The 23,562-nt window shown below is 75.1% G+C and carries 17 protein-coding genes; 11 read left to right on the plus strand and 6 right to left on the minus strand.

Going from position 1 to position 23,562, the window contains the following annotated elements:
- Positions 1-227 precede the first annotated feature (227 nt).
- The 5 genes from ACFVFR_RS29160 to ACFVFR_RS29180 all read right to left on the minus strand — a co-directional run bounded on the left by ACFVFR_RS29160 (position 228) and on the right by ACFVFR_RS29180 (position 7,335).
- Complete coding sequence (locus tag ACFVFR_RS29160) at positions 228-1,100, minus strand: polysaccharide deacetylase family protein (protein ID WP_383707096.1); 873 nt, start codon at positions 1,098-1,100, stop codon at positions 228-230.
- 134 nt (positions 1,101-1,234) lie between these two features.
- Complete coding sequence (locus tag ACFVFR_RS29165; protein WP_383707098.1) at positions 1,235-2,251, minus strand: SAM-dependent methyltransferase; 1,017 nt, start codon at positions 2,249-2,251, stop codon at positions 1,235-1,237.
- 598 nt (positions 2,252-2,849) lie between these two features.
- Positions 2,850-3,902, minus strand: a complete 1,053-nt coding sequence (locus tag ACFVFR_RS29170) for a glutathione S-transferase family protein (RefSeq protein ID WP_383707100.1) — start codon at positions 3,900-3,902, stop codon at positions 2,850-2,852.
- A gap of 187 nt (positions 3,903-4,089) precedes the next feature.
- Positions 4,090-4,878, minus strand: a complete 789-nt coding sequence (locus ACFVFR_RS29175) for an IclR family transcriptional regulator (protein WP_383707102.1) — start codon at positions 4,876-4,878, stop codon at positions 4,090-4,092.
- 117 nt (positions 4,879-4,995) lie between these two features.
- A complete protein-coding gene (locus tag ACFVFR_RS29180) occupies positions 4,996-7,335 on the minus strand; it encodes an MMPL family transporter (RefSeq protein ID WP_383707104.1) in 2,340 nt (779 codons plus the stop codon).
- 895 nt (positions 7,336-8,230) lie between these two features.
- On the opposite strand from ACFVFR_RS29180, the gene ACFVFR_RS29185 reads away from it, so the two are divergent.
- The 3 genes from ACFVFR_RS29185 (at position 8,231) to ACFVFR_RS29195 (ending at position 12,932) form a co-directional block, all read left to right on the plus strand.
- Complete coding sequence (locus ACFVFR_RS29185; protein WP_383707106.1) at positions 8,231-9,715, plus strand: MFS transporter; 1,485 nt, start codon at positions 8,231-8,233, stop codon at positions 9,713-9,715.
- Between the two features lie 111 nt (positions 9,716-9,826).
- Positions 9,827-11,425: a thiamine pyrophosphate-dependent enzyme gene (locus tag ACFVFR_RS29190; protein ID WP_383707108.1), complete on the plus strand. Its 1,599-nt coding sequence runs from the start codon at positions 9,827-9,829 to the stop codon at positions 11,423-11,425.
- Positions 11,426-11,474: 49 nt separating this feature from the next.
- Positions 11,475-12,932, plus strand: coding sequence for a benzaldehyde dehydrogenase (locus ACFVFR_RS29195; protein ID WP_383707110.1), 1,458 nt, complete (start codon positions 11,475-11,477; stop codon positions 12,930-12,932).
- Between the two features lie 174 nt (positions 12,933-13,106).
- Here ACFVFR_RS29195 and ACFVFR_RS29200 read toward each other — a convergent pair whose 3' ends face one another.
- Positions 13,107-14,786, minus strand: coding sequence for an IclR family transcriptional regulator C-terminal domain-containing protein (locus ACFVFR_RS29200; protein WP_383707112.1), 1,680 nt, complete (start codon positions 14,784-14,786; stop codon positions 13,107-13,109).
- Positions 14,787-15,038: 252 nt separating this feature from the next.
- Here ACFVFR_RS29200 and ACFVFR_RS29205 point away from each other — a divergent pair, with 252 nt between their 5' ends.
- The 8 genes from ACFVFR_RS29205 to ACFVFR_RS29240 all read left to right on the plus strand — a co-directional run bounded on the left by ACFVFR_RS29205 (position 15,039) and on the right by ACFVFR_RS29240 (position 23,125).
- A complete protein-coding gene (locus ACFVFR_RS29205) occupies positions 15,039-15,845 on the plus strand; it encodes a CoA transferase subunit A (protein ID WP_383707114.1) in 807 nt (268 codons plus the stop codon).
- A 4-nt stretch (positions 15,846-15,849) separates the two neighbouring features.
- Entirely contained in the window at positions 15,850-16,494 is a 645-nt protein-coding gene (locus ACFVFR_RS29210) for a CoA transferase subunit B (protein ID WP_383707116.1), read from the plus strand.
- Positions 16,495-16,572: 78 nt separating this feature from the next.
- Entirely contained in the window at positions 16,573-17,763 is a 1,191-nt protein-coding gene (locus ACFVFR_RS29215; protein WP_383707118.1) for a thiolase family protein, read from the plus strand.
- A gap of 99 nt (positions 17,764-17,862) precedes the next feature.
- On the plus strand, positions 17,863-18,612 hold the full coding sequence (gene pcaH, locus ACFVFR_RS29220; protein ID WP_383707162.1) for a protocatechuate 3,4-dioxygenase subunit beta: 750 nt from the start codon (positions 17,863-17,865) through the stop codon (positions 18,610-18,612).
- Positions 18,612-19,169 carry a protocatechuate 3,4-dioxygenase subunit alpha gene (gene pcaG, locus ACFVFR_RS29225; protein WP_383707120.1) on the plus strand — a complete coding sequence of 186 codons (558 nt, stop codon included), beginning with the start codon at positions 18,612-18,614 and terminating at the stop codon, positions 19,167-19,169. Before pcaH ends, pcaG begins: the two co-directional genes overlap by 1 nt.
- A 118-nt stretch (positions 19,170-19,287) precedes the next feature.
- A complete protein-coding gene (gene pcaB / locus ACFVFR_RS29230) occupies positions 19,288-20,658 on the plus strand; it encodes a 3-carboxy-cis,cis-muconate cycloisomerase (protein ID WP_383707164.1) in 1,371 nt (456 codons plus the stop codon).
- The gene (pcaD, locus tag ACFVFR_RS29235) at positions 20,655-21,941 is read left to right on the plus strand and encodes a 3-oxoadipate enol-lactonase (protein WP_383707122.1); all 1,287 of its coding nucleotides are present in this window, start codon (positions 20,655-20,657) and stop codon (positions 21,939-21,941) included. The genes pcaB and pcaD overlap by 4 nt, the downstream gene beginning before the upstream one ends.
- Positions 21,941-23,125, plus strand: coding sequence for a 4-hydroxybenzoate 3-monooxygenase (locus ACFVFR_RS29240; protein ID WP_383707124.1), 1,185 nt, complete (start codon positions 21,941-21,943; stop codon positions 23,123-23,125). Before pcaD ends, ACFVFR_RS29240 begins: the two co-directional genes overlap by 1 nt.
- Positions 23,126-23,562 lie beyond the last annotated feature (437 nt).

Genomic DNA, 23,562 nt, shown 5'->3' on the forward strand with positions numbered 1-23,562 from the left:
ATGCTACAGGGGGGTTGTTCCGGGGGGGGGTGTTTGGCCCCCCCCCGGGCCGGGGGGCGGGCCCCGCCCCGGGGCTGGGGGGGCCCCCGCGGGGGGCCCACCCCCCCGGCGGGGGGGGCCCCCGCCCCGAGCGGAATCCCGGCCCGGCCGCGCACCACGCGGCCGGGCCGGTCGGCTGCCCGGCGCGGCCCCGTGGCCCGCGCGGCACCCAGCGGGCGACGGGCGGCTCAGGGCCTGTCGGGTGCGTGGTACCGCGCGTAGTGGGCGGCGATCTCGTCGGTGGTGGTGAGCCAGACCCCCGGGTGGCGGGCGACGTACTCCAACGCCTGGGCCACGTACTTGTGTCGGAAGGGTTGGTTGATGACGAAGGGGTGCAGGGCCAGCGACATCACCCGCCCGCTGTCCGCCGACTCGGCGTAGAGCTGGTCCAACTGGTCCCGCACGATCCGCACGAACTCCGGACCGCTGAGGTTCCTGCCGACGAACAGGGTGATGTCGTTGACCTCGATGGGGTAGGGGACGCTCATCATGCCCGGCACGTTCAGCCAGTACGGCTGGTCGTCATTGGCCCAGTCCAGTACGTAGTGCAGCCCCAACTCGGCCAGCACGGCGGGGGTGTGGAAGGTCTCGGTCAGCGCCGGACCCAGCCAACCGCGCGGCCGGTGGCCGGTGGCCCGCTCGATGGTGTCGACGATCTCGCGGGTGTGGGCCAGCTCCACGGCGGGCTCCATGTCGGCCTGGTAGAGGGAGTTGTTCCTGCCGTGGGCCACCCAGGTCCAGTCGCGGGCCCGCCCCGCCTCGATGATCTGCGGGTACCGCGCGCACACGTCGGAGTTGAGCATCACGCTGGCGCGCAGGCCCAGGTGGTCGAGGCAGTCCATCATGCGCCAGATGCCCACCCGGGGGCCGTAGTCGCGCCAGCCGTGGTTCAGCGGGTCGGGAGTGAGGCCGGAGGTGCTGTGGGCGAGGCTGAGGCCGGGGCGGTCGATGGGGTAGTGCTCGACGTTGAGCCCGACGTAGAAGGCGATGCGGGCACCGGCCGGCCAGTGGATCGGCTCGCGTTCGACGATGGGACGGTAGTCGTAGAGCTGGTGGTCCATCAGCGCTGGCCTCATTCACCGTGGTGGGCAGTGGTAGACCCGCCCAGGGTAGTGATCCACGGTCCCCGCCCGCCGGCCCCGCCACCGCCCGGGCCCCGCGGGCGCGGACCCGCCGCCCCGGGCGTCGCCGGGCCTCAGTCCCCGGGGACGCGCAGCACCAGCACGTGGTACTCCAGATAGTCGCGACAGAAGCGGCGGTAGGGGCCGATCAGCGCGTCCGTGTACGCCATCGCCTCCTTGCCGTACCGCTCCTCGATCTCGGCGTGCCGGTCCTGGTAGAGGTGGGCCATCACCTCGCCGCCGAGCACCATGTTCGGCGTCATGTCCCGTACGGTCAGGATCTCGTAGCCGGCCTCCCCCACCTCGGCGAGCAGGGTGGCGAACGGCGTCGGGGGCGGGCTGGCCCACAGGCGGGTGAAGGCGGCCTCGTCCTCGGCGGGGGGTGTGCCACGGCGGGAGAACTCGGTGAGCAGGAAGTGCCCGCCCGGGCGCAGGACCCGCCGGGCCTCGCGCAGGCCGGCCGGGCGGTCGGTGAGGTGGGCGAAGCAGTCGATGGACCAGGCGGCGTCGAAGGAGGCGTCCGCGTAGGCGAGGTTCATGGCGTCGCCGTGCTCGAAGGTGACCTGCTCGGCGAGGCCCTGGGTGCTCGCGCGCTCCTGGGCCTGGGCGAGTTGTTGGCGGCTGACGGTCACCGCGGTGACGCGCGCGCCGGTGCGCTGGGCCAGGCGCAGGGCCGGCCCGCCGGTGCCGCAGCCGATGTCGAGCAGGCGGGTGGCGCCTTGGGCGTCCAGGGTGTCGATGAGGAAGTCGGTCTGTCGTTCCTGCGCGAGGTCGGCCACGTCCACGAGCGTGGGAGCCCGGTTGGGTGTGTTGTGCGGGACGAACAGGCCCACGTGTACGGCGGCGCCGCCGAGCGTCATGGCCAGCATGTCGCCGAACTCGTCGTACATCGCGCCGACTTCCTCGGGCGATGGGCCGGTGCCGGACCGGGCGGGCGGGCCGGACGCGGCGGGGGTGGCCTCGGGGGCCTCGGCCAGGGTGGGTGTGTCCGGGCCGGGGCCCGCTGCCGGGGTGGCGGGGGTCGGGGCGGGGGTGGTGTCCGTCCGGGGTGTGGCGTCGTCGGCCATGGCCGTCACGGGTCCCTTCAACACGAGGAGGCTGATGGTGGTGGTGTGTGCGAGGGGCGCCGGCGGAGCGGGCGCCCGGGGCGGGTGCGGAACGGGCCGGGGCCTGGGTGGCGTGCGGGGCGACGGCGAGGAGACGTGTCGCGCGTGAACCGGTGGTCGCGGGCCGCGCCCGGCGGTGCCTCGGTCCCACGGTCAGCGTGCCAGCCGGGCCGGCGGTTGTCTGCGGCGCCGTCGCGCGCTCGGCCGGCCGGGCTCGGAGTCCGGCCCCGCCCCGCCGGGGCCCGCGCGGGACGCCTCGGGTACGCGGGCGCGCCCGTCACCAGCGTCGGAGCCGCGCTGTCCGCTCATGGCGGGGCCGGTGGAGCCGCCGGGACGGCCCGGCGAACATGACCGATTCCCCGTGTGTCGCGGGCCACCGACGCGCCCGCTGGCCGGCGTGGCACGCGGGCGCGGGAGGTGGCGTGCGCCGGGTTCGTACACGCCCGGGTTCCCGTCGCGCGGGGCTGCCCGTGGGCCTGGCCCGAGGGGAGGTGGTCGGGCCCTGGGCGGAGAGGCCCGGCTGGTGTGGGTGGTGTGGATGGAGTGGTGGCACGGGTCTGGTGGGTGGCGCGCGGGTGGGTGTTCAGGGGCGGCCCGGGGCGCTGACCTCCTCACCTTCGGGGACCGGGCCGGGGGGTGTGCCGTCGCCGAAGGGCCGGCCGCCCAGGCGTTCGCGGTGGTGCGGGGTCAGCCAGTCGGCGAGGTCGGGGCCCAGGGCGACGACGCGGGTGGGGTTGATGCCGGTGTGTACCTGGTAGTAGTGGCGCTTGATGTGGTCGAAGTCCACGGTGTCGCCGAAGCCGGGTGTCTGGAACAGGTCGCGGGCGTACGCCCAGAGCACCGGGTCCTCGGCGAGTTTCCACCGGTTGCACTTGAAGTGGCCGTGGTAGACGACGTCGAAGCGCACCAGGGTGGTGAAGAGTCGGATGTCGGCCTCGGTGATGGTCTCGCCCATCAGGTACCGGTGCTCGGTCAGCCGCCGCGACACGTGCTGCCAGCGTGCGAACAGTGCCCGGCAGGCGCGTTCGTACTCCTCCTGTCCGGTGGCGAAGCCCGCCTGGTAGACGCCGTTGTTGAGGTCGCGGCCGATGGTGGCCATGAGCGCGTCCATCTCCGCCCGCAGGGCGCGGGGGTAGAGGTCGGGGGCGCCGGGCCGGTGCAGGGCCCGCCACTCGGTGGCCAGGTCGAGGGTGAGCTGTTGGTAGTCGTTGGTCACCAGGCGACCGCTGGGCACGTCGACCACCGCGGGCACGCTCACCCCGCCCGGGTAGTCCCGCTCGCGCGCGTCGTACGCCTGGCTCAGGAAGCGGATGCCGAGCACGGGGTCGCGCCCGTCGGGGTCGAGGGTGAAGCGCCAACTGCGGTCGTCCTGGATCGGGTCGGCGATCGCCAGGGACAGGGCGTCCTCCAGGCCGAGCAGCCGGCGGGCGATCACCGCGCGGCTGGCCCACGGGCAGGCGCGGCTGACGACCAGCCGGTAGCGGCCGGCCTCGACGGGCCAGCCGTCCGCGCCGTCGGCGGTCACCCGGTCGGTGAAGTGACTGCGTGAGCGCCGGAAGGGCTTGCGGCCGTACGTGCTGTTGCCGTCCCGGTCCGGGGCGTCCTGTTCGTGTGGGTGGCTTCCGGTCTCGCCCATCGTGCCTCTTCTCCTCGGTCGCCCTCGCCGTACGCGGTCGGCCCGGCCCGTGACGGCCGGCCCGCGCGGCACCGCCCCGCGTCACCCTGGCCATCCTGCGCCGCTGTCGGGTCGGCCCGGCGCATTGACCGCACCGCCATCCGTGGGCCCCGCGCGGGGCGGGGGTGACGGTGCGCCGGGGTGGGGCCTAGAGTTCGGCGCTGATCGCGTCAGCGGCCGTGTGCAGCAGGGGGGCGATGGCGGCGGCGCGGGCGACACCCAGCCGGGTGCTGGGGGCGGAGATCGTCACGGCGGCCACACACACTCCCTCGCGGTCGCGTACGCCCACGCCGATGCCGTGCACGTCGGTCACGCTCTCGTCGATGTTGAGGGCGTAGCCCCGGCGCCGACACGCGGCGAGGTCCCCCTCCAGCGCCGCCAGGTCGGCCACCGTCGTCGGGGTGAGGCGCTCCAGACCCTGGGGGTAGGTCATACGGACCGCCTCCCAGGGCAGTTCGGCGAGCTGCGCCTTGCCGCCGGCGGTGGTGTAGGCGGGCAGCCGGTCGCCGGTGCGCGGGGCGACGCGCAGCGGGTGCGGGCCCTCCACGCCGTCGAGGAACACCGCGTCGGGGCCGTCGAGTTGGAGCAGGTTGCTGGTCTCGGCTGCCGTGTCGCGCAGCCGCTTGAGGTGCGGGCGGGCGAGGCGGACCAGTTCCCCGGTGCCGATGCGTCTGCGGGACTCCACCGCGACCCGGCCGTGGGCCAGACCGAGCAGTGCGGGCCCCAGGCGGTACTGCCGGCCGTCGGGGACCTGTTCGACGAAGCCGTGGCCGCGCAGCGTGGACAGCAGACGGTGCGCGGTCGAGCGTGCCACGCCGAGGTGTTCGCTCACGTCCGTCACCCGCACCGCGTCCCGACCGCCGAGGTAGACCAGCGTGCGCAGGGCGTTGGCCACGGAGCTCGCGCCGTAGACGTCGTCTTCCATCGAGTTCTGCATAACGGAAAGCCTACTCACTCGTGTTCCGCCAGGGGGAAGTTCTCGCGCCCGCGGTGGTCGTCACGGGCCGCCCGGGGCGGGGCGACGGCGCTCGGCTCCGGCGCCGTGGCGCGCCGCTCAACCGTCGCCGCGCGCCCTGTCGCGCGGCGTGGCCGTGGCGAGGTGGGCGCCGGCGACGGGACGGGAGGCCTGGGGCGGGCCCGGGGTGGGCCGGGTGGCGGGGTGGGCGAGCCCCAGGCGGGTGTGGAGCCGGCGCAGCGCGGCGGGCGCGTACCACGCGGTGCGGCCCAGGACGCGCAGCGCGGCGGGCAGCAGGATGCCGCGCACCAGCAGTGCGTCGATGACGATCGCCAGGCCGCTCCCCAGGCCGAACATCATCAGGAAGCTGATGCGGCTGGTGCCGAAGGCGAAGAGGCTGACCGAGAGGAGGCCGGCGGCCATCGTCACGATGCGCCCGGTTCTGGCCAGGCCGTCGGTGACCACGCGTCGCCCGGTGGCCCCCGCGTCGCGCGCCTCCTTCATCCGGCTCGTCACGAAGACCTCGTAGTCCATGGAGAGTCCGAAGGCCACACACAGCAGGAGGACGGACATGGACAGGTCCAGCGGTTGGGCGGTGAAGCCCAGCAGGGCGGACGCGTGCCCCTCGGCGAAGATCCAGGCCATCGCCCCCAGCGCCGCCGAGAGGCTGAGCGCGTTGAGGACCAGGGCGCGCAGCGGCTGGACCACGCTGCCGGTGAACAGGAACAACAACACGAACGTCGTGCCGCAGACGAGCGCGAGCGCCACCGGCAGTCGGGAGCCGACGGCGTGCAGGGTGTCGACGGACCGCGCGTCCTCGCCGCCGACCAGCACGCGGGTGTGGGGTGGTGGCTCCACCGCGCGCACGGCGTGCACCAGGTCCCGCGCGGCTGGCGAGGCGGGCGCGGCCTCGCCCCGCACGATCAGGCGCTGGGCGTCCGGGCGGGCCAGGGCCGACGCCGTGGCCGCCGGGTCCGGGCGCTGGCCGGTGGGGAAGGGGCCGGCGCTGGTGTCCACGCGGGCGACGCCGTCCAGGTGGGCGAGGCGTTCGGCGTACGCGCGCACGGCGCCGTCGGTAGCCCGGCCGGTCGCGATGACCTGGAGGGCGTCGCCGTCGCCGGCCGGAAAGTCGCGCTGCACCTGGGTGGCCACCTGGCGGCTCGGCGCGTTCGGCGGCAGGGCCCGCTCGTCCGGGGTGCCGAACGAGACGCCCAGCAGCGGGCTCGCCGCGCCCAACAGGAGCGCGAGGACGGGGAGGGCGGTCAGCGCGGGGCGGCGCATGACGGCGCCGGCCAGCCGCCCCCACCAGGGGGCGTCCGCCCCGCGCGCGCTGGAGACGAGGGGCACCCGGCCCCTGTTCACGCGGTGGCCCAGCACGACCAGCAGCGGCGGGATGACGAAGAGGGCGCTGAGCGCCGCCATGACCACCACGCCGATGCCCGCGTAGGCGAAGGAGCGCAGGAAGAACGGCGGGAAGACGAGCAGGGCCGCCAGGGCCGCGACGACGGTGGCCGCGGAGAAGACGATGGTGCGCCCCGCCGTACGCACCGTGACGCGCAGCGCCCGCGCGAGGGGCGCGCCGCGCGCCAGTTCCGCGCGGAACCGGCTGACCAGGAGCAGGGCGTAGTCGATGCCCAGACCCAGGCCCAGGGCGGTGGTCAGGTTGACGGCGAAGACGGACACGTCGGTGAGTTGACCGAGGACGGAGAGCGCGGCGAAGGTGCCGACGATCGCGACCAGCCCCACGACGAGCGGCAGCGCCGCCGCCACCAGGCTGCCGAAGGCGAGGACGAGCAGCAGGAGGGTCAGCGGGATGGCGATGGCCTCCGCCCGCGCGAGGTCCCGGCCGACCTGTCCGGTGATGTCGTTGCCGGCGGCGGCGTCCCCGCCGGCGGTGACGGTGACGCCGCCCCCGTCCCGGGCGTAGGTGTCGACCAGTTCGCGCGCCCGGTCGCCGCGTTCGTCCTCGGAGCCGCGCACATGGGCGACGACCAGCGTCCGACGTCCGTCCTGGGAGGTGAGCGCCGCGCCGCCGGCGTCCTGGGCCGAGCGGACCTGGGTGACGCCCGCCTCGTGGCGCAGCCCGTCGGCCAGGGCGCGGGCCCGCGCGGCGCCGGCGACCTCGGCCACGTCGCCCCGGTCACGCGGCGCCTGGGCCGGCGGGGGTTGGTGGGTCGGGGGTTGGTGGGTCGGGGGTTGGTGGGTCGGGGGTTGGTGGGTCGGTTGGACGAGGAACACCAGGTTGGTGTCGCCTCCGAAGCGTTCGTCCACGAGGCGCTGGGCGCGGGTGGAGTCGGCGCCCGGGTCCTCGAAGCCGCCGCCCCGCAGCGCGCCGAAGGCTCCCGCGCCGACGACGCCCAGGGCGGCCACGGCCACGGCGGCGACGGTCAGCACGCGCCGGGCGTGCCGCAGGGCGAGGCGGGCGATCCAGGTGAACATCGGCTTCATCTCCTCGGGGTCACGGCCTCGGTGGCCGCGCCGGCGGAGGGTGCGGGGGCGCTCGCTCGCACGGTGGGGTGGGCGTGCGTCGGTGCGGAGTGCGGCGGGGTGGTGGTCGGCTGTCGCCCACATGCCGCGCGGGCCGCTGTGGGTCGGAAGGCGTTCCCGGGGTGGGGTGCGCGGCGTCGACCCGCTATATAGCTAGCTTCGCTATCCACAATAGACAGTGATACTCACCATATCCAGTACGGACGGAGATCGAGTGCCGTTCCCGGACACGGCGGCCGACCTCGCGCGGCCGCCCCAGCACACGGCGGCCCCGGCGGTCAGCGGCATTCCGCTCCGGCCGGGGTGGCGGCGCTGGCGCGCACGGGGTCCGGCGACGCCACTCCCGGCGGCTCCCACGGTGCGCGTACCGCCGTGGTCGGGCAGATGGCGATGCCGGGCGCGTGGCCGCCGTCGGGGGCGGCGTGCACCGCGACATGCCGCTTCACCTGCGCGTTCACGCGCCCCGCCGAGGGGCGTGGGTGGGCTTGATGCGGACGTTCGGCCGCCGCCCGAGCGGGGCAGGGGTGGGCGAGGGGCACAGCGTCAGCGGCCCACGCGCACCTCGGGCGCACTTCCCGAGAGCAAGAGTTCCACATAGCAGAACAACACCCTTCAGCCGTTCCGCTATATAGATCACGTGCCTAGATTGAGGCTCCTGGCCCCCGCGCAAGCGGTCGACGCCGCCGGCGGGTGCGCGGACGCCGTGTGGAGCGGCGCGCGGGGCACGGAGCCCCACGTTCGCCGGCCCTGGCGGGCACCGCCCGCGCGCGTCAGCGCGGCGGCACGTCCCTGCACCTCCCCGGTGGCACGCCGCCGGCCGCGGTCCGCCCCCGAGCAAGGAGATCCGATGAAGGCTGTACCGGATGACGCGCCGGCCCCGGGCCCGGTGGCGAACCAGGGGGTCGAACCGGTCGCGGAGGGGCGGCCGAGGCGGCTGCGCCCCTGGCACACCCTGTGGTTTCTGTTGCTGCTGGGGTGGACGGTCAGCGCCGCCGACCGTGCCGTCACCGGACCCGTGGTCTCCTGGATGATCGACAACGGGGTGGGTTTCCTCGCCGACGCCGACAACCCGCACGCCCTGGGCGGGCTCATCGGTGGTCTGTTCTTCGCGGGTTACATGCTCACCCAGTTTCCCGGCGGCTATCTCGGCGACCGGTACGGGCACCGCACACTCATCGTGGTGAGCCTGCTGTGGGCCGGCGTCGCCACCATCCTGACCGGGTTCCTGGGTGGGCTGACCGCGTTCATCGTGGTCCGCGTGGTGACCGGGCTCGGCGAGGGCGCGTTCTACTCCAACGACCGCACCCTGATCACCGCCGCCACCCCGGAGCGGGACCGCAGCCTGGGCATGGGAGTGGTGATCACCGGGCTCGCCTTCGGCATCACCATCGCCATCGTCGGCACGCCGCACTTCATCGACGTGGGCAAGGCGTTCCTGCCCGAGGTCGACGCGTGGCGGATGGCGTTCTGGATTCTGGGCGTCGCGACCCTGCTCGTCGGCTCCGTCACCACCTGGTACTTCCGCGCGCATCTGCGTTGGCGCACCGTGTGCCGGGCGACCGCGCACCTGGGCGCGTACGCGCTGGTCTCCCTGACGCTGATCATGGCCGTCTATCTGATCGGGGACCGGGCCGGCCTCTCCGACCTGTGGATCGCCGTCCTGGAGGTCGTGCTGGCCGCGGGGCTGGTGCTGTTCGCGCTGACCCGCAAGGGTGAGGAACTCGGCCCGGTGCTCAGGAACCGGGACCTGTTCCTCATCTATCTGGCCAACATCGCGATCCTGTGGAACCTGTGGTTCTTCAGCTTCTGGTCGGTGTCGATCGTCGCGGGCGCCGCGCACTCCTCGTTCGCGAGCGCCGCGCTGACCGCCGGCTTCAACGCGGGCGCCGGCATCCTCGGGTTCCCCGCCGGCGGCTGGCTGTCCGACCACGGCGTACGGCGCGGCTGGGGCCGGAAGTCGATCATGCTCACCTTCACCGGTATCCAGGCCGTGCTCACCGTCGCATTCGCCTGGTACCTGAGCGCCGTCGAGCGGCCCTCGCTGTGGGTGATGGGTGTGCTGCTGTTCACCGCCAGTCTCTTCTTCAACGCCCTGCAGCCGGTGGGCCACGCGCTCACCGCCGACCTGGCCCCGCCGGAACTGCGCGGCTCCGCGTTCGGCATGCAAAACCTCATCGGCGAGACGGGCGCCGTGCTCTCGCCGGCCATCGGCGGCGTGCTGCGCGACTCCACCGGGAGCTGGTCGGCGGCCGTGTGGCTGGACGCGGGGATCGTCGTCGTCGGCTTCTGTCTGCTGGCCGGCGTCCGCTCCCAACGTGCGAGTCCCGGCTGAGCCCCCCATCGCGCCAACCTGCCGCCCCGCCCCGGCGGGCGGCTCGCCCGGGTACCGGATCTCCCCCGACCACGCCCGGGAACCACCCTCACAGAACGAAGGAACCACACGATGCGCACCGTCCGCGACGCCGCCTTCGACGTCCTGCGTCACCACGGCATGACGACCCTGTTCGCCAACCCCGGCTCCACCGAGGTGGCCCTGCTCGCCGACCTCCCCGAGGACCTCACCTTCGTCCTGGCCCTGCACGAGGGTTCGGTGGTCGGCGCCGCCACCGGGTGGGCCATCACCCGCGAGGAGCCCGCGCTGGTCCTGCTGCACACCACGGCCGGGCTCGGCAACGCCGTGGGGGCGCTGGCCACCGCGCGGGTCAACCGCGCGCCGCTGGTGGTGCTCGTCGGTCAGCAGGACCGGCGGCATCTGGCGCAGGAGCCGTTCCTGGCCGGCCGGTTGGAGGGGCTGTGCGGCGACTACCCGGTGCGCGTGGAGACCCCGATCCGGGCGCAGGACGTCCCCGGTGCGATCGGTCGGGCCGCGCACGCCGCCCGGCTGCGGCGGGGCCCGGCGCTGGTCATCGTGCCGATGAACGACTGGGCCGAGCCGGCCGACGATCTGCCCGTGCCCGCGCCGGCCACGCTGCGGGAGGCCACGGGGGCCGATCCGGAGGTCGTCGCGCACCTGGCCGACCTGCTGGCCGGCGCCCACTCCCCCGCCCTGGTGGCCGGCTCCGCCGCCGACACCGAGGCGGGCTGGGCCGGGCTCACGGCGCTGGCCGAGCGGCTGAACTGCCCGGTGTGGCAGGAGTCGTTCGGCGCGCGGGCCGGCTTCCCGCAGGACCACCGGCTGTTCGCCGGGCATCTGCCCGGGGACCGCGCCCGGCTGCGCGCGACCCTGGCCCCCTACGACCTGGTGCTGGCCGTGGGCGCTCCGGTGCTGCGCCAGTACGGTTACGCCGAGGGCCCGTTGGCCCCGGCCACCACTCGGCTGGCGCTGCTGACCGACGACGCGGAGGAGGCCCAGCGCGCGCCGGTGGATCTGGCGGTGCTGGCGCCGCTGCCCGCGTTCTGCGCGGCGTTGGCGGCGCGGGTTCCCGCGCGCGGGGGGGCGCCGGTGATCCCCGCCCGGGCCGCGATGCCGAAGCCGCCGTCGCCGGGCGAGGCGTTGCGTGCCACGCACGTCCTGGCGGCGCTGGCCCAGCGGCTGCCCGCCGACGCGGTCCTGGTCGAGGAGACGCCGTCCAGCCGTCCCGACCTGCACGCCCTGGTGCCCGCGCGGAAACCGCTCGACTTCGTCAGCGCGGCCATGGGCGGGTTGGGCTTCGCGCTGCCGGCGGCCATCGGCATCCGGATGGCCGCGCCCCGGCGCCCGGTGGTGGCCGTCGTCGGCGACGGCTCCTCGCTTTACCAGATCCAGGCGCTGTGGACGGCCGTGCACTACGAGGTCGGCGCCGTGTTCATCGTGCTGGCCAACGGCCGGTACGCGGTCATGGACCGGCTCGCCGACAAGCACGGGGGCAAGGCGCCCTGGCCCGCGTTCGAGGAGGTCAGCGTGCGCTCGCTGGCCGAGTCGCTGGGGTGCCCGGCGCGCCGGATCACCCGCTACGAGGAGTTGGTCGGCGAGCTGACGTCGCTGGCCGACACGTTCACCACGCGCACCGAACCGCTCGTCCTTGAGGTCGTCGTCGAGCCGGAGGCGGCCTTCCAGCCGTGACCGGGGCCGCGCCCTCATTCCTGTCCACCTGTCTCCCCAGGAGGTTGTGATGTCCCTACTCGATCCGTCCCACTGGTCCGGCAAGATCGGCATCGGCGGCTGGACCGTGGCCGCCGGCGGTCGGAGCGCCGTCGTCGAGCCGGCCACCGGCGAGACCCTGGAGCACGTCGGCTCCGCGGACCCCACCGACATCGCGCGCGCCTCCGAGCGGGCCGCCGCCGCACAGCGAGGGTGGGCCGCGACGCCCTACACCGAGCGGGCCGCGGTGCTGCGCCGGGCGGGCGACCTGATCAACCAGCACATCGAGGAGATCCACTACTGGCTCATCCGCGAGGCGGGCTGCGTGCCGGCCAAGGCCGCGTTCGAGACCAACCTGGCGGCCCAGGAGTGCTACGAGGCAGCCGCCATGGTCTCCCGCCCGTTCGGCGAGCTGCTGCCCTCGGCCGAGCCCCGGTTGAGCATGGTGCGCCGCGTCCCGGCCGGCGTGGTCGGTGTCATCGCGCCGTTCAACGCGCCGCTGGTGCTGTCCATGCGCTCGGTGGCGCCCGCGCTGGCGCTGGGCAACGCCGTGGTGCTCAAGCCCGACCCGCGTACGGCGGTGTGCGGGGGCGTGGTGCTGATGCGGATCTTCGAGGAGGCCGGGCTGCCCGAGGGCGTCCTGGCGCTGGTGCCCGGCGGTGCGGAGGCGGGACACGCGCTGGTCGTGGACCCGCACACGCAGATCGTCTCCTTCACCGGGTCCACGGCGGCCGGCCGCAGGGTCGGGGCGAGCGCGGCCGAGCACCTCAAGCGGGTGCACCTGGAGCTCGGCGGCAACTCCGCGATGATCGTGCTGCCCGACGCCGACCTGGAGCGCGCGGTGTCCACCGCGGCCTGGGGCTCGTACTTCCACCAGGGGCAGATCTGCATGACCACCGGGCGCCACCTGGTGCACGAGTCGATCGCCGAGGAGTACGCCGAGCGCCTGGCGGCCAAGGCGGACGCGCTGGCCGTCGGTGACCCGGCCAAGGGCGAGGTGGCGCTCGGGCCGATCATCGACGCCGCCCAGCGCGACAAGGTGCACGCGCTGGTGAGCGCGAGCGTGCGCGACGGCGCCCGGCTGGCCGCCGGCGGCACCCACGAGGACCTGTTCTACCGGCCCACGGTCCTCACCGGGGTCAGCGAGTCCACCCCCGCCTACGCCGAGGAGGTCTTCGGCCCGGTCGCCCCGATCCGCGCGTTCTCCGACCTGGACGAGGCGGTGGCCCAGGTGACCGCCAACCCGTACGGGCTGGCGCTGAGCGTCCTGACCCGCGACGTGATGCGGGGGTTGGAGCTGGCCGAGCGCGTCCCGGTCGGTCTGGTCCACATCAACGACCAGACCATCAACGACGAGGCGCCCGCCCCGATGGGTGGCGTGGGCATCTCCGGCACCGGCGTCCGCTTCGGCGGCACCGCCAGCATCGAGGCGTTCACCGAGACACGGTGGATCACCGTGCGCGCCGACGAGGCCGTCTATCCGATCTGAGCCGCGCGTCCCCACACCGGGCGGCCCTCCTCACCGGCAGGGGGGCCGCCCGGTCGTCGTGCGCGCCACGCCCCGGGCGCCGTGTCGCCCCCGCGCCCCGCTCCGGATCTCGCGAGGCCCGCCCGGCCCCGGCCGCCTCGGGCGGGAGCGGGAGTCGGGTTCGGGCGGGCGGGTTCACAGGGTCGGGACGCGGACGAACCGCTGGGCCACGTGCAGGTCGGCCTCGATCGCGCGGGCCGTCTCGCGCAGCGCGGGCAGGACCTCCGCGCGGCAGGCCGCCAGGGTGCGGCTGCTGGTGTGCATGGCCACGTTGACCGCGGCCACCGCCCGCCCGGCCCGGTCGCGCACCGGCACGGCCAGCGAGCGCAGCCCCTCCTCCAACTCCTCGTCCACCAGGGCGTACCCCTCGTGCCGCGCCCGCTCAAGGCAGGCGGCCAGGTCCTCCTGGTCGGTGCGGGTGTGCGGGGTCAGGGCCCGGGGTCGGGCGCGGGCCAGCCGAGTGGGGTGGTCGGCGGCCGGCAGGTCGGCGAGCAGGACGCGCCCCATGGACGTGGCGTAGGCGGGCAGTCGGGTGCCCGGTGTGATGTTGACGCTCATGACGCGGGAGGTGGCCACCCGCGCCGTGTAGCGGATGTCGTCGCCGTCGAGCACGGCCAGCGAGGCCGAGTCGCGCACGCGCTGGACCAGGGCTCCCAGGTGCGGCGCGGCGATGTCGGCCAGCGTGGTGCGGGAGAGCGGCGGGTAGCCCAGGGCCAGCACGCGCGGGGTCAGGCGGAATCCGCCGGCCTGCGCGGTGGCGTAGCCCAGGTGTTCCAGGGTGATCAGCGCGCGCCGGGCGGTGGCGCGCGGCAGGCCGGTGGCGCGCGCGATGTCGGCCAGGGTCAGCTGGTCCCGGCCCTGGTCGAAGGCGGTGATGACGGTCAGGCCGCGGGCCAGGGACTCCACGAACTCGGCGCCCAGTTCCCGCTTGGAGGCGTGGGTCCAGTCGGCGAGCCCGGCGGGTGGTGCGGGCGGCGGCTGGGGGGCGCGGCGCAGGGCGTCCTCCATGGCCCTGGCGGTGCGGCGGGCCCGGGGCAGCACCGCCTGACGGAGCGAGGTGGCGCTGTGCCGGCTGGTGTGGCTGACCACGCTCAGCGCGCAGGCGGGCTGGCCGTCCGGGGCGCGGACGAGCAGGCCGAGCGCGATCAGGCCGGGCTCGATGAGCTGGTCGTCGGCGGCCCAGCCGTCGCGGTCGGCGGCGGCGGCGCGCTCCTCGAACGTCGGGTGCCCGCCGGTGTCGCCCGACCGGGGCGCGGGCGGCAGCACGGCGGCGTACTCGGTGCCGTCCTGGTCCGCCGACCGCCGCGCGCGCCACTGGGCCCAGCGCTCGGCGGACCAGGTGGCGGCGAACAGCGGCCCGGGGGCGGTGCGTTCGACGGGCAGCAGGTCGCCGATGCGGAAGGTGAGCGACATGGCGCGGCGGCGGGTGGTCTGGTGGACGAAGCGGATGCCGTCGGCGTCGGGGACGGCCAGGGAGACCGACTCGTCGAGCTCGTCGGCCAGGTGCTCGGCCAGCGGACCCAGTGGGCCGGGCAGCGCGAGGGCGGCCAGGTAGGCGTTGCCCAGTTCCATCAGGCGCGGGGCGAGTTCGGCCGCGTACTGGTCCCGGCGCAGGTAGTGCATGCGGGCCAGGGTGGCGACCACCCGGTCGACGGTGGAGCGGGCGTACCCGGTGGTGCGGACCAGTTCGCCCAGGCTCAGCCTGCCGTCCGCCTCGCTGAGGGCCCGCAGGACGGCGATGCCGCGCAGCAGCGGGCCGACCGCCTCGGCTGGTGGGGCGGGGTCGGTCGGGCCGGTGGGGCGCTGGGCTGGCATCGGGTTCTCCGGGTGGATCTCTCGGCGGTCGCGCGGGCCCGGGAGGGCTGGGCGCGGCGGGGCGGGTGCGGTAGCGGAGCGTAGCCGCGTTCGGTCGGGTCGGGGGCGGTGGGGCGTTGACAGGCGTGGCGGGGCGGCGCAAACTGGCGCCACATCAATGAACTTTAGTTCATCTGGCGAACGCTGGCGAGGTCGGAGACCCGCTTCGGCGCTTCTGGTCGCCGCGCCAGCTCGGGAGAGGGAAACCCCTGCATGGACAAAGTCAGGGCGACCGCCGCCGACGCGGTCGCGGACCTCACGGACAACGCCTCGCTGGCGGTGGGCGGCTTCGGGCTCAGCGGTGTGCCCAACGTCCTGATCGACGCGGTGCACGCGCGCGGCGTCCGGGGTCTGAGCGTGGTCTCCAACAACTGCGGGGTGGACGGCGGCGGGTTGGGCGTCCTGCTCGCGGCCGGGCGCATCGCCCGGGTCACCGGTTCCTACATCGGCGACAACCGGGAGTTCGCGCGTCAGTACCTCAGCGGCGAGCTGGAGGTGGAGCTGGTGCCCCAGGGCACGCTCGCGGAGCGGCTGCGGGCCGGCGGCTGTGGCATCCCCGCCTTCTACACGCCGGCCGGTGTCGGCACCCAGGTCGCCGACGGCGGCCTGCCCTGGCGGTACGCGCCGCCGGCCGACGCGGACGCGGCCGACCCCGGCGCCCGCGAGGTGGCCGTGGTCTCGCCGGCCAAGGAGGTCCGCGCCTTCGACGGCGGCGCCTACGTGCTGGAGCGCGGCATCACGACGGACTTCGCGCTGGTGCGGGCGGCCCGCGGGGACCGGCACGGCAACCTGGTCTTCCACCGCGCGGCCCGTAACTTCAACCCGCTGGCGGCGATGGCCGGTCGGATCACCATCGCCGAGGTGGAGGAGCTGGTCGAGCCCGGCACGCTGGACCCGGACGCGGTCCACGTACCCGGCGTGTTCGTCCAGCGGGTGGTGGAGCTGACGCCCGAGCAGGCGGCGGCCAAGGACATCGAGCGGCGTACGACCAGCGCGCCGGCGCGGCAAGGGACGGTGTGAGGTCATGGCCTGGACGCGCGAACAGATGGCGGCGCGAGCCGCCGCCGAACTGACCGACGGGGCGTACGTCAACCTCGGGATCGGGCTGCCCACGCTCATTCCCGGCCTGTTGCCGCCCGGCGTCGACGTCGTGATCCACTCGGAGAACGGCATCCTGGGCGTGGGCCCCTACCCCGCGCCCCAGGACGTGGACCCGGACCTGATCAACGCGGGCAAGGAGACGGTCACCGCCCTGCCGGGTGCCGCGTTCTTCGACTCCGCGCTCTCCTTCGGCATGATCCGTGGCGGGCACATCGACGTGGCCGTGCTGGGTGCCATGCAGGTCTCGGCCGCCGGTGACCTGGCCAACTGGTCGGTGCCGGGCAAGCTGGTCAAGGGCATGGGCGGCGCGATGGACCTGGTGCACGGCGCCCGCCGGGTGATCGCCCTCACCGATCACGTCGCCAAGGACGGCTCACCCAAGATCGTCGAACGCTGCACCCTGCCGCTGACCGGCGCCGGGTGCGTCCACCGGATCATCACCGACCTCGGCGTGCTCGACGTGAGTCCCACCGGCCTGGTCCTGGTCGAGACCGCGCCACAGGTGAGCGTGGCGGAGATCCGGCGGCACACCGCCGCACCCGTCCGCGTCCCCGCCCCCACCCCGTGACCGCCCCCGGGCCCGCCACGCCGCCCGCCGAACCCCGCGCCGGCGCCCGCCGGCCGGCCGCTCGCACCTGGAGCTGACATGACTGACGGTCTGCGCGATGTCTACGTCGTCGACGCCGTACGCACCCCGATCGGCAAGTACGGCGGCGCCCTGTCCGGGGTGCGCCCCGACGACCTGGCCGCCACGGTCCTGCGTGCCCTGCTCGACCGCTTCCCCGACCTGGACCCGGCCCGCGTCGACGACGTGTTCTTCGGCAACGCCAACGGCGCCGGCGAGGAGAACCGGGACGTGGCCCGCATGGCCGTGCTGCTGGCCGGCCTGCCGGTCACGGTGCCGGGGACCACGGTCAACCGACTGTGCGGCTCCGGCATGGAGGCCGTCATCCAGGCGGCCCGCGCCGTGGCCGTCGGCGACGCCTCGATCGCGGTGGCCGGCGGCGTCGAGTCGATGAGCCGCGCCCCCTGGGTGCTGCCCAAGTCCGACCGGGCCTTCCCCACCGGACACCAGGAGCTGCACTCCACGACGCTGGGCTGGCGGATGGTCAACCCCCGCATGCCCACCGAGTGGACGGTGCCGCTCGGCGAGGGCGCCGAGCTCCTCGCCGACCGTCACGGCATCGACCGCGCGACCCAGGACGCGTTCGCGTTGGCCAGCCACCAGAAGGCGGCCCGGGCCTGGGAGGCGGGGCAGTACGCGCCGGAGGTCGTGCCGGTGGCGGGCGTCGCACTCGACCGCGACGAGACGGTACGGCCGGACACCAACGCGGCGGCGCTGGCCACGCTGCGCCCCGTCTTCCGCCCGGACGGCACCGTGACCGCCGGCAACTCCTCGCCGCTCAACGACGGCGCCGCCGCCCTGCTGCTCACCGACGAGGCGGGGCTGCGCGCCACCGGCCGCCCACCGCTGGCCCGCGTCGCCGCCTCGGCCGTCACCGGTGTGGAGCCGCAGTACTTCGGCACCGGCCCGGTCCCGGCCGTGGAGCGCGCCCTGCGCAAGGCGGGCCGCGACCTGACCGACCTGCGTACCGTCGAGCTCAACGAGGCGTTCGCCGCACAGGCGTTGGCCTGCCTGGGCCACTGGCCCGACCTGGACCCGGCCGTGGTCAACCCACGCGGGGGCGCCCTGGCCCTCGGGCACCCGCTCGGCGCCTCGGGGGCGCGCCTGGCCGGGGCCGTCGCCCACCAGCTCGCCGCCGCGGGCTCCGGAACCGGCCTGGCCACCCTGTGTATCGGCGTCGGTCAGGGCCTGGCCCTCGTCCTGGAGAGGTGATTCCACGTGTCCCCCGCATCCCTGCCGCCCCAGCGCACGAACAGCGCCCCCGCGCCCCGAGCCCCGCAGCCTCCCCCGGGCCCCACGACGCAACACGACATCAGCGCGGAGATCACGGCACTCCACGCGCGAGGGAACCGCGCCGTGGCCGCCGGCGCGGCCCCGCCCGACCACCCTCCGCGCGACTTCGCCCCCTACCGCAGCAGCGTGCTGCGCCACCCCCACCACCCGCTGGTCGGCGTGGGCGACCCGGAGGCGGCCGAGCTCCGCGGTCCCGTCTTCGGCGTCACCGACATCACCGACACCGACGCCGACCTGACCCGCCAGCATCCGGGCGAACCGCTGGGCGAGCGGATCACCGTCAGCGGCCGGGTCACCGACCGGGCGGGCCGTGCGGTGCGCGGCCAACTGGTGGAGATCTGGCAGGCCAACGCGTCGGGCCGGTACGCCCACCAGCGCGACCAGCACCCGGCGCCGCTGGACCCGCACTTCACGGGCGTGGGCCGGTGCCTGACGGACGACCAGGGCCGCTACCGTTTCACCACGATCAAGCCCGGCGCCTACCCCTGGCGCAACCACGACAACGCCTGGCGGCCGGCGCACATCCACTTCTCGCTGTTCGGCACGGCCTTCACCCAGCGCCTGGTGACCCAGATGTACTTCCCCGGCGACCCGCTCTTCCCCTACGACCCGATCCTCCAGTCGGTCACCGACCCGGCCGCGCGCCAGCGCCTGGTCGCCGCGTACGAGCACGCGCTCTCGGTGCCCGAGTGGTCGCTGGGCTACCACTGGGACATCGTCCTCGACGGCCCGGCCGCCACCCTGCCCGACCCCGAGGAGGGCTCCTGATGCCGCGCCCCACCCCCTCACAGACCGTCGGCCCCTTCTACGGCTACGCCCTGCCCTTCACCGACGGCGCGCACCCCGCGCCCCGGGACCACCCCGACGCGCTGACCGTGCACGGCGTCGTACGCGACGGGGCCGGGCAGCCGATACCCGACGCGCTCCTGGAGTTCTGGCAGGCGGCTCCGGACGGCTCGCTGGCCGGCCACCCCGGATCGCTGCGTCGCGACCCGGTCACCGGCGGGTTCCTGGGTCGCGACGGAGTGCGCTTCACGGGCTTCGCGCGGGTGCCCACCGACGCGGACGGCCACTGGAGCGTGCACACCCTGCGCCCGCCGGCGAGCGCGCCCTACCTGGCGGTGTGCGTGTTCGCCCGGGGGCTGATGCACCACCTGTACACCCGCGCCTACCTGGCCGAACCCGCCACCGACACCCTGCTCGACGGGCTGCCGACACCGCGCCGAGCGACATTGCTGGCCCACGCGGAGAGCCCTCGCGTCCACCGCTTCGACATCCACCTCCAGGGGGAGAAGGAGACGGTCTTCCTTGACTTCACCCACTGACCCCCACCGGCCCGCCCCGGCCCCGGCGGGCGAGCGGGGACCGGCCTCCGCCCGGTCGGCGCCCGACACGGGCGCGGAGACCGGCGCCGACCGGGCGGACGTCGGGCTGCTGGCCCCGGTGCGCGCCGCCAGCCCCGTCGAGGCCCTCACCAGCGACCGCGCCGTCGTGCAAGCCCTGCTCGACGCGGAGGCCGCGCTGACCCGGGCTCAGGTGAGGGTCGGGCTCGCCCCGGCGCCGGCCGCGGACGCGGTGAGCGCCGCGGCCCGCGTCGACCGGTTCGACCTGCCCTCGCTCGCCCGGCGGGCGAGCGAGGGCGGCAACCCGGTCATCCCGTTGGTCGCCGACCTCACGCACGCGGTGGCCGAGGCGGACACCGAGCACGCCGAGTACGTCCATCGCGGTGCGACCAGCCAGGACATCATGGACACGGCGTGCATGCTGGTCACCGCCGCGAGCCTGGACCTGATCGCCGCCGATCTGGCGCGCACGGCCGAGGCGTGCGGCGCGCTGGCGGCCCGCCACCGCGACACGCCGATGGTCGGCCGCACCCTGACCCAGCACGCGGTGCCCACCACCGCCGGACTCAAGATCGCCGGGTGGCGCGCGCTGGTCCTGGACGCGTACGAGCGGATCGTCCGCGTGCGGGCCACACTGCCGGTGCAACTGGGCGGTGCGGCCGGCACCCTGGCCGCCTTCCACGCCTTCGCCGAGGCCACCCCGGGACGCGCCGGCGGCGAGGTGGGCGTGGACCTGGTCGCCGCGTACGCCGCCGAACTGCGCCTGGCCACACCGGAGTTGCCCTGGCACGCGCTGCGTACGCCGGTCGCCGACACGGGTGCGGCGCTCGCGTTCTGCGCGGGAGCCCTGGGCAAGGTCGCCGGCGACGTGCTCGTCCTGGCGCGTACCGAGATCGCCGAGCTGGACGAGGGCGTCGGCGGCGCCTCCTCGGCCATGCCGCACAAGGCCAACCCGGTGCGGGCCACGCTCATCGCGGCGACCGCCCGACAGGTGCCCGCGCTGACGGGGGTGCTGGTCGGCGCGCTGGTCGCGCCCGACGAACGCCCGGCCGGACCCTGGCACGCCGAGTGGCAGCCGCTGCGCGACGCGCTGCGGCTGACCGGCGCGGCGGCCCGCGCGGCGGCCGAGCTCAGCACGTCGCTGACCGTGCACGCCGACCGGATGCGCGCCAACCTCGACCTGACCGGAGGCCGCCCGCTGACCGAGCGGCTGGCCACCGAGCTCGCCCCACGGCTGGGGCGGGGCCGGGCCAGGGCCGCGCTGACGCGGGCCGCGCGGCACGCCGCCGCGCACGGCACGAGCCTGTTCGACGCGCTGCGCGCCGAGCCCGAGGTGGGCCAGGCGCTCCCCGCCGCGCGGCTGCGCGAACTCACCGACCCGGCCGGCTATCTGGGCTCGGCCGGCGCCCTGACCGACCGCGCGCTGCGGCGCGCCCCCTACTCCCCGCACTCCGGGCAGGAGCCCCGATGACCCTCCTCCACCACCGCCTCGACGGCCCGACACACGCCCCCGCCCTGGTCCTGGGCCCCTCGCTGGGTACCTCGCTGTCGCTCTGGGACCGGCAGGCCGCCGCCCTGGCCGGGGAGTACCGGGTGATCCGCTGGGACCTGCCGGGCCACGGCGGTTCGCCGGCCGACCTGCTGGGCGCCGAGCCCACCGTGGCCGACCTGGGTCGGCAGGTCATCGCCCTGGCCGACGCGCTGGGTGTCGACTCCTTCGCGTACGCCGGCGTCTCGCTCGGGGGCGCGGTCGGCACCTGGCTCGCCGCCCACCATCCCGGGCGGGTGCGCGCGCTGGCCCTGCTGTGCACCTCGGCCCGCTTCGGGGCGCCCGAGGCGTGGCACGAGCGGGCCCGCGCGGTGCGCGCGGAGGGCATCGACCAACTGGCGGACAGCGCCCCGGACCGCTGGTTCACGCCGGGCTTCGTGGCCGGCCACACCGAGGCCGTGGCCGCGCTGGTGGCCGACCACCGCGCGGCGGACCCGGCGGCCTACGCGGCGTGCTGTGAGCTCATCGCCCGCCTGGACCTGCGGGCCGAGCTGGCGCGGATCACCGTTCCCACGCTGGTCGTCGGCGGGCGGGGCGACGTCGCCACGCCGCCGGCGCACGCCCGCGCGCTGGCCGACGGCATCGCCGACGCGCACCTGGTGGAGATCGCCCGCGCCGGGCATCTGGCCTGTGTCGAGCAACCCGGCGCGGTGCTGGCGGCGCTGCGGGCCCATCTGGCCGCTCCGGTCACCGGACCCGAGGCCGCCCCACCGGGCGACGGCGCCCCGCCGAGCCCGTGGGAGGGCGGCGCGGACCGTTCGGGGGCCTTCTCGCGCGCCGAGGCGATGTCGGTACGGCGCGCGGTGCTCGGGGACGCCCACGTGGATCGCGCGGTGGCGACCACCACCGCCTTCACCGCCCGCTTCCAGGACTTCATCACCCGCTACGCGTGGGGCGAGATCTGGACCGGTCAGGTGCTGGACCGTCGCACGCGAAGCTGTGTCACCCTCACCGCGCTGGTCGCCGGCGGCCACGACGAGGAGTTGGCCATGCACGTGCGGGCCGCACTGCGCAACGGTCTCACGCCCCAGGAGATCGGCGAGGTGCTGCTCCAGACGGCCGTGTACTGCGGCGTGCCGGCCGCCAACTCGGCCTTCAAGGTGGCCGACCGGGTCCTGTCCGAGGTGGACACCGCGACCACCGGAGCGCCCCCGCCCCCACCCGAGGAGCCCCGGCCCCTCGGCGACAACGAGGAGACACCCTGATGCGTACCACTGTCGGGATCATCGGTGGCGGCCCGGCCGGTCTGCTGCTGGGTCGGCTGCTCGACAACGCGGGCATCGACAACGTCGTACTGGAGCGCCGCGACCGCGCGTATGTCGAGCAGCGCCAGCGGGCGGGCATCCTGGAGCAGCAGACGGTGGACACCCTGCGGGCGGCGGGCGCGGGCGAACGGATGGACCGCGAGGGGCTGGCGCACCACGGCATCGAGCTGCGCTTCGACCGGGGCGCCCACCGCGTCGACTTCCCCTCGCTGACCGGCGGGCGCGGGGTGATGGTGTACGCGCAGACCGAGGTGGTCAAGGACCTGATCGCGCTGCGGCTGGCCGGCGGCGGCCCGCTGCTGTTCGAGACCCAGGTGGACGGCGTCGAGGACATCGAGGGCGACCGCCCGGTCATCCACTACCGGCACGGGGCCGAGAACCACACGTTGACCTGCGAGTACGTGGTGGGGTGCGACGGTTTCCACGGGGTGGCGCGCACGACCATACCGGCGGGTTCGCGCACCTCGTTCGAGCGCGCGTACCCGTACTCCTGGCTCGGCATCCTGGCTCAGGCGGCCCCGGTCTACCAGGAGTTGATCTACGCCCACTCCGCGCGCGGCTTCGCCCTGGCCAGCGTGCGTTCGCCGACGGTGAGCAGGCTCTATCTCCAGGTGCCCAACGGCACCGACCCGGCCGCGTGGTCCGACGAGCGGATCTGGGACGAGCTGGACGCCCGCTTCGCCGTGGACGACGACCCCGGCTGGCGGCTGGAGCGCGGCCCGGTCACGGCCAAGGCGGTGCTGCCGATGCGCAGTCACGTGAGTGAACCGATGCGCTACGGGAGTCTGTTCCTGGCCGGGGACGCGGCCCACATCGTCCCGCCGACGGGCGCCAAGGGGCTCAACCTGGCCGCCGCCGACGTGACCGTGCTGGCCCGCGCGCTGATCCAGCGGCGCGACACCGGCTCGACCGCGCTGTTGGACGCCTACTCCGACACGTGTCTGCGTCGGGTGTGGCGGGCCGAGCACTTCTCGTACCTCATGACCACCACCCTGCACACCGATCCGGCCCACTCCCCCTTCGACACCCGCCTACAACTGGCGCAGTTGGCACGGTTCGCCACCTCGCCGCACGCCGCCGCCGAACTGGCGGACAACTACACGGGGCCGCCCCTGCCGTGCTAGCGGCTCGGGCGGCGCAGCGCCCAGGGAGAACGCGACGGCGCCGGGCGCGCCGGCCCCGCGCCCGGTGCCCCGCGCCCGGTGCCGCGACGGTCCGGACGGACCACGCCCCTGCTTCTCTTCCGCGCCCGCCAGCTCAGCTCCACCGGTGGCTTCCCCGGCCGGTCGACGGGAATTCCCTCGGCTTCTCCCCCGCCGGTCGAAAGGGAATTCCCCCTTCCCCACACCTATTCATGATCGCCTTTCCCGATACGGACAGAACACGTCCCGCAGCGGTGGCGAGCGGTTCCGGCGCGGCATCGCGGGCCCTGGAAAGACAGGGCACTTTCACATACGGGACAGGGTCGGAAACTCCTCACCCCGGGCCGTTCGGCGCAAGCTCAGATCGAGCTCAAACAGTGAACCGAAAGGGCTACCACAGACCCTGGGCGGCCTATGGT

The organism is Streptomyces sp. NPDC057702 (assembly GCF_042799315.1).
In the GTDB taxonomy this organism is placed as follows: Bacteria; Actinomycetota; Actinomycetes; order Streptomycetales; family Streptomycetaceae; genus Streptomyces.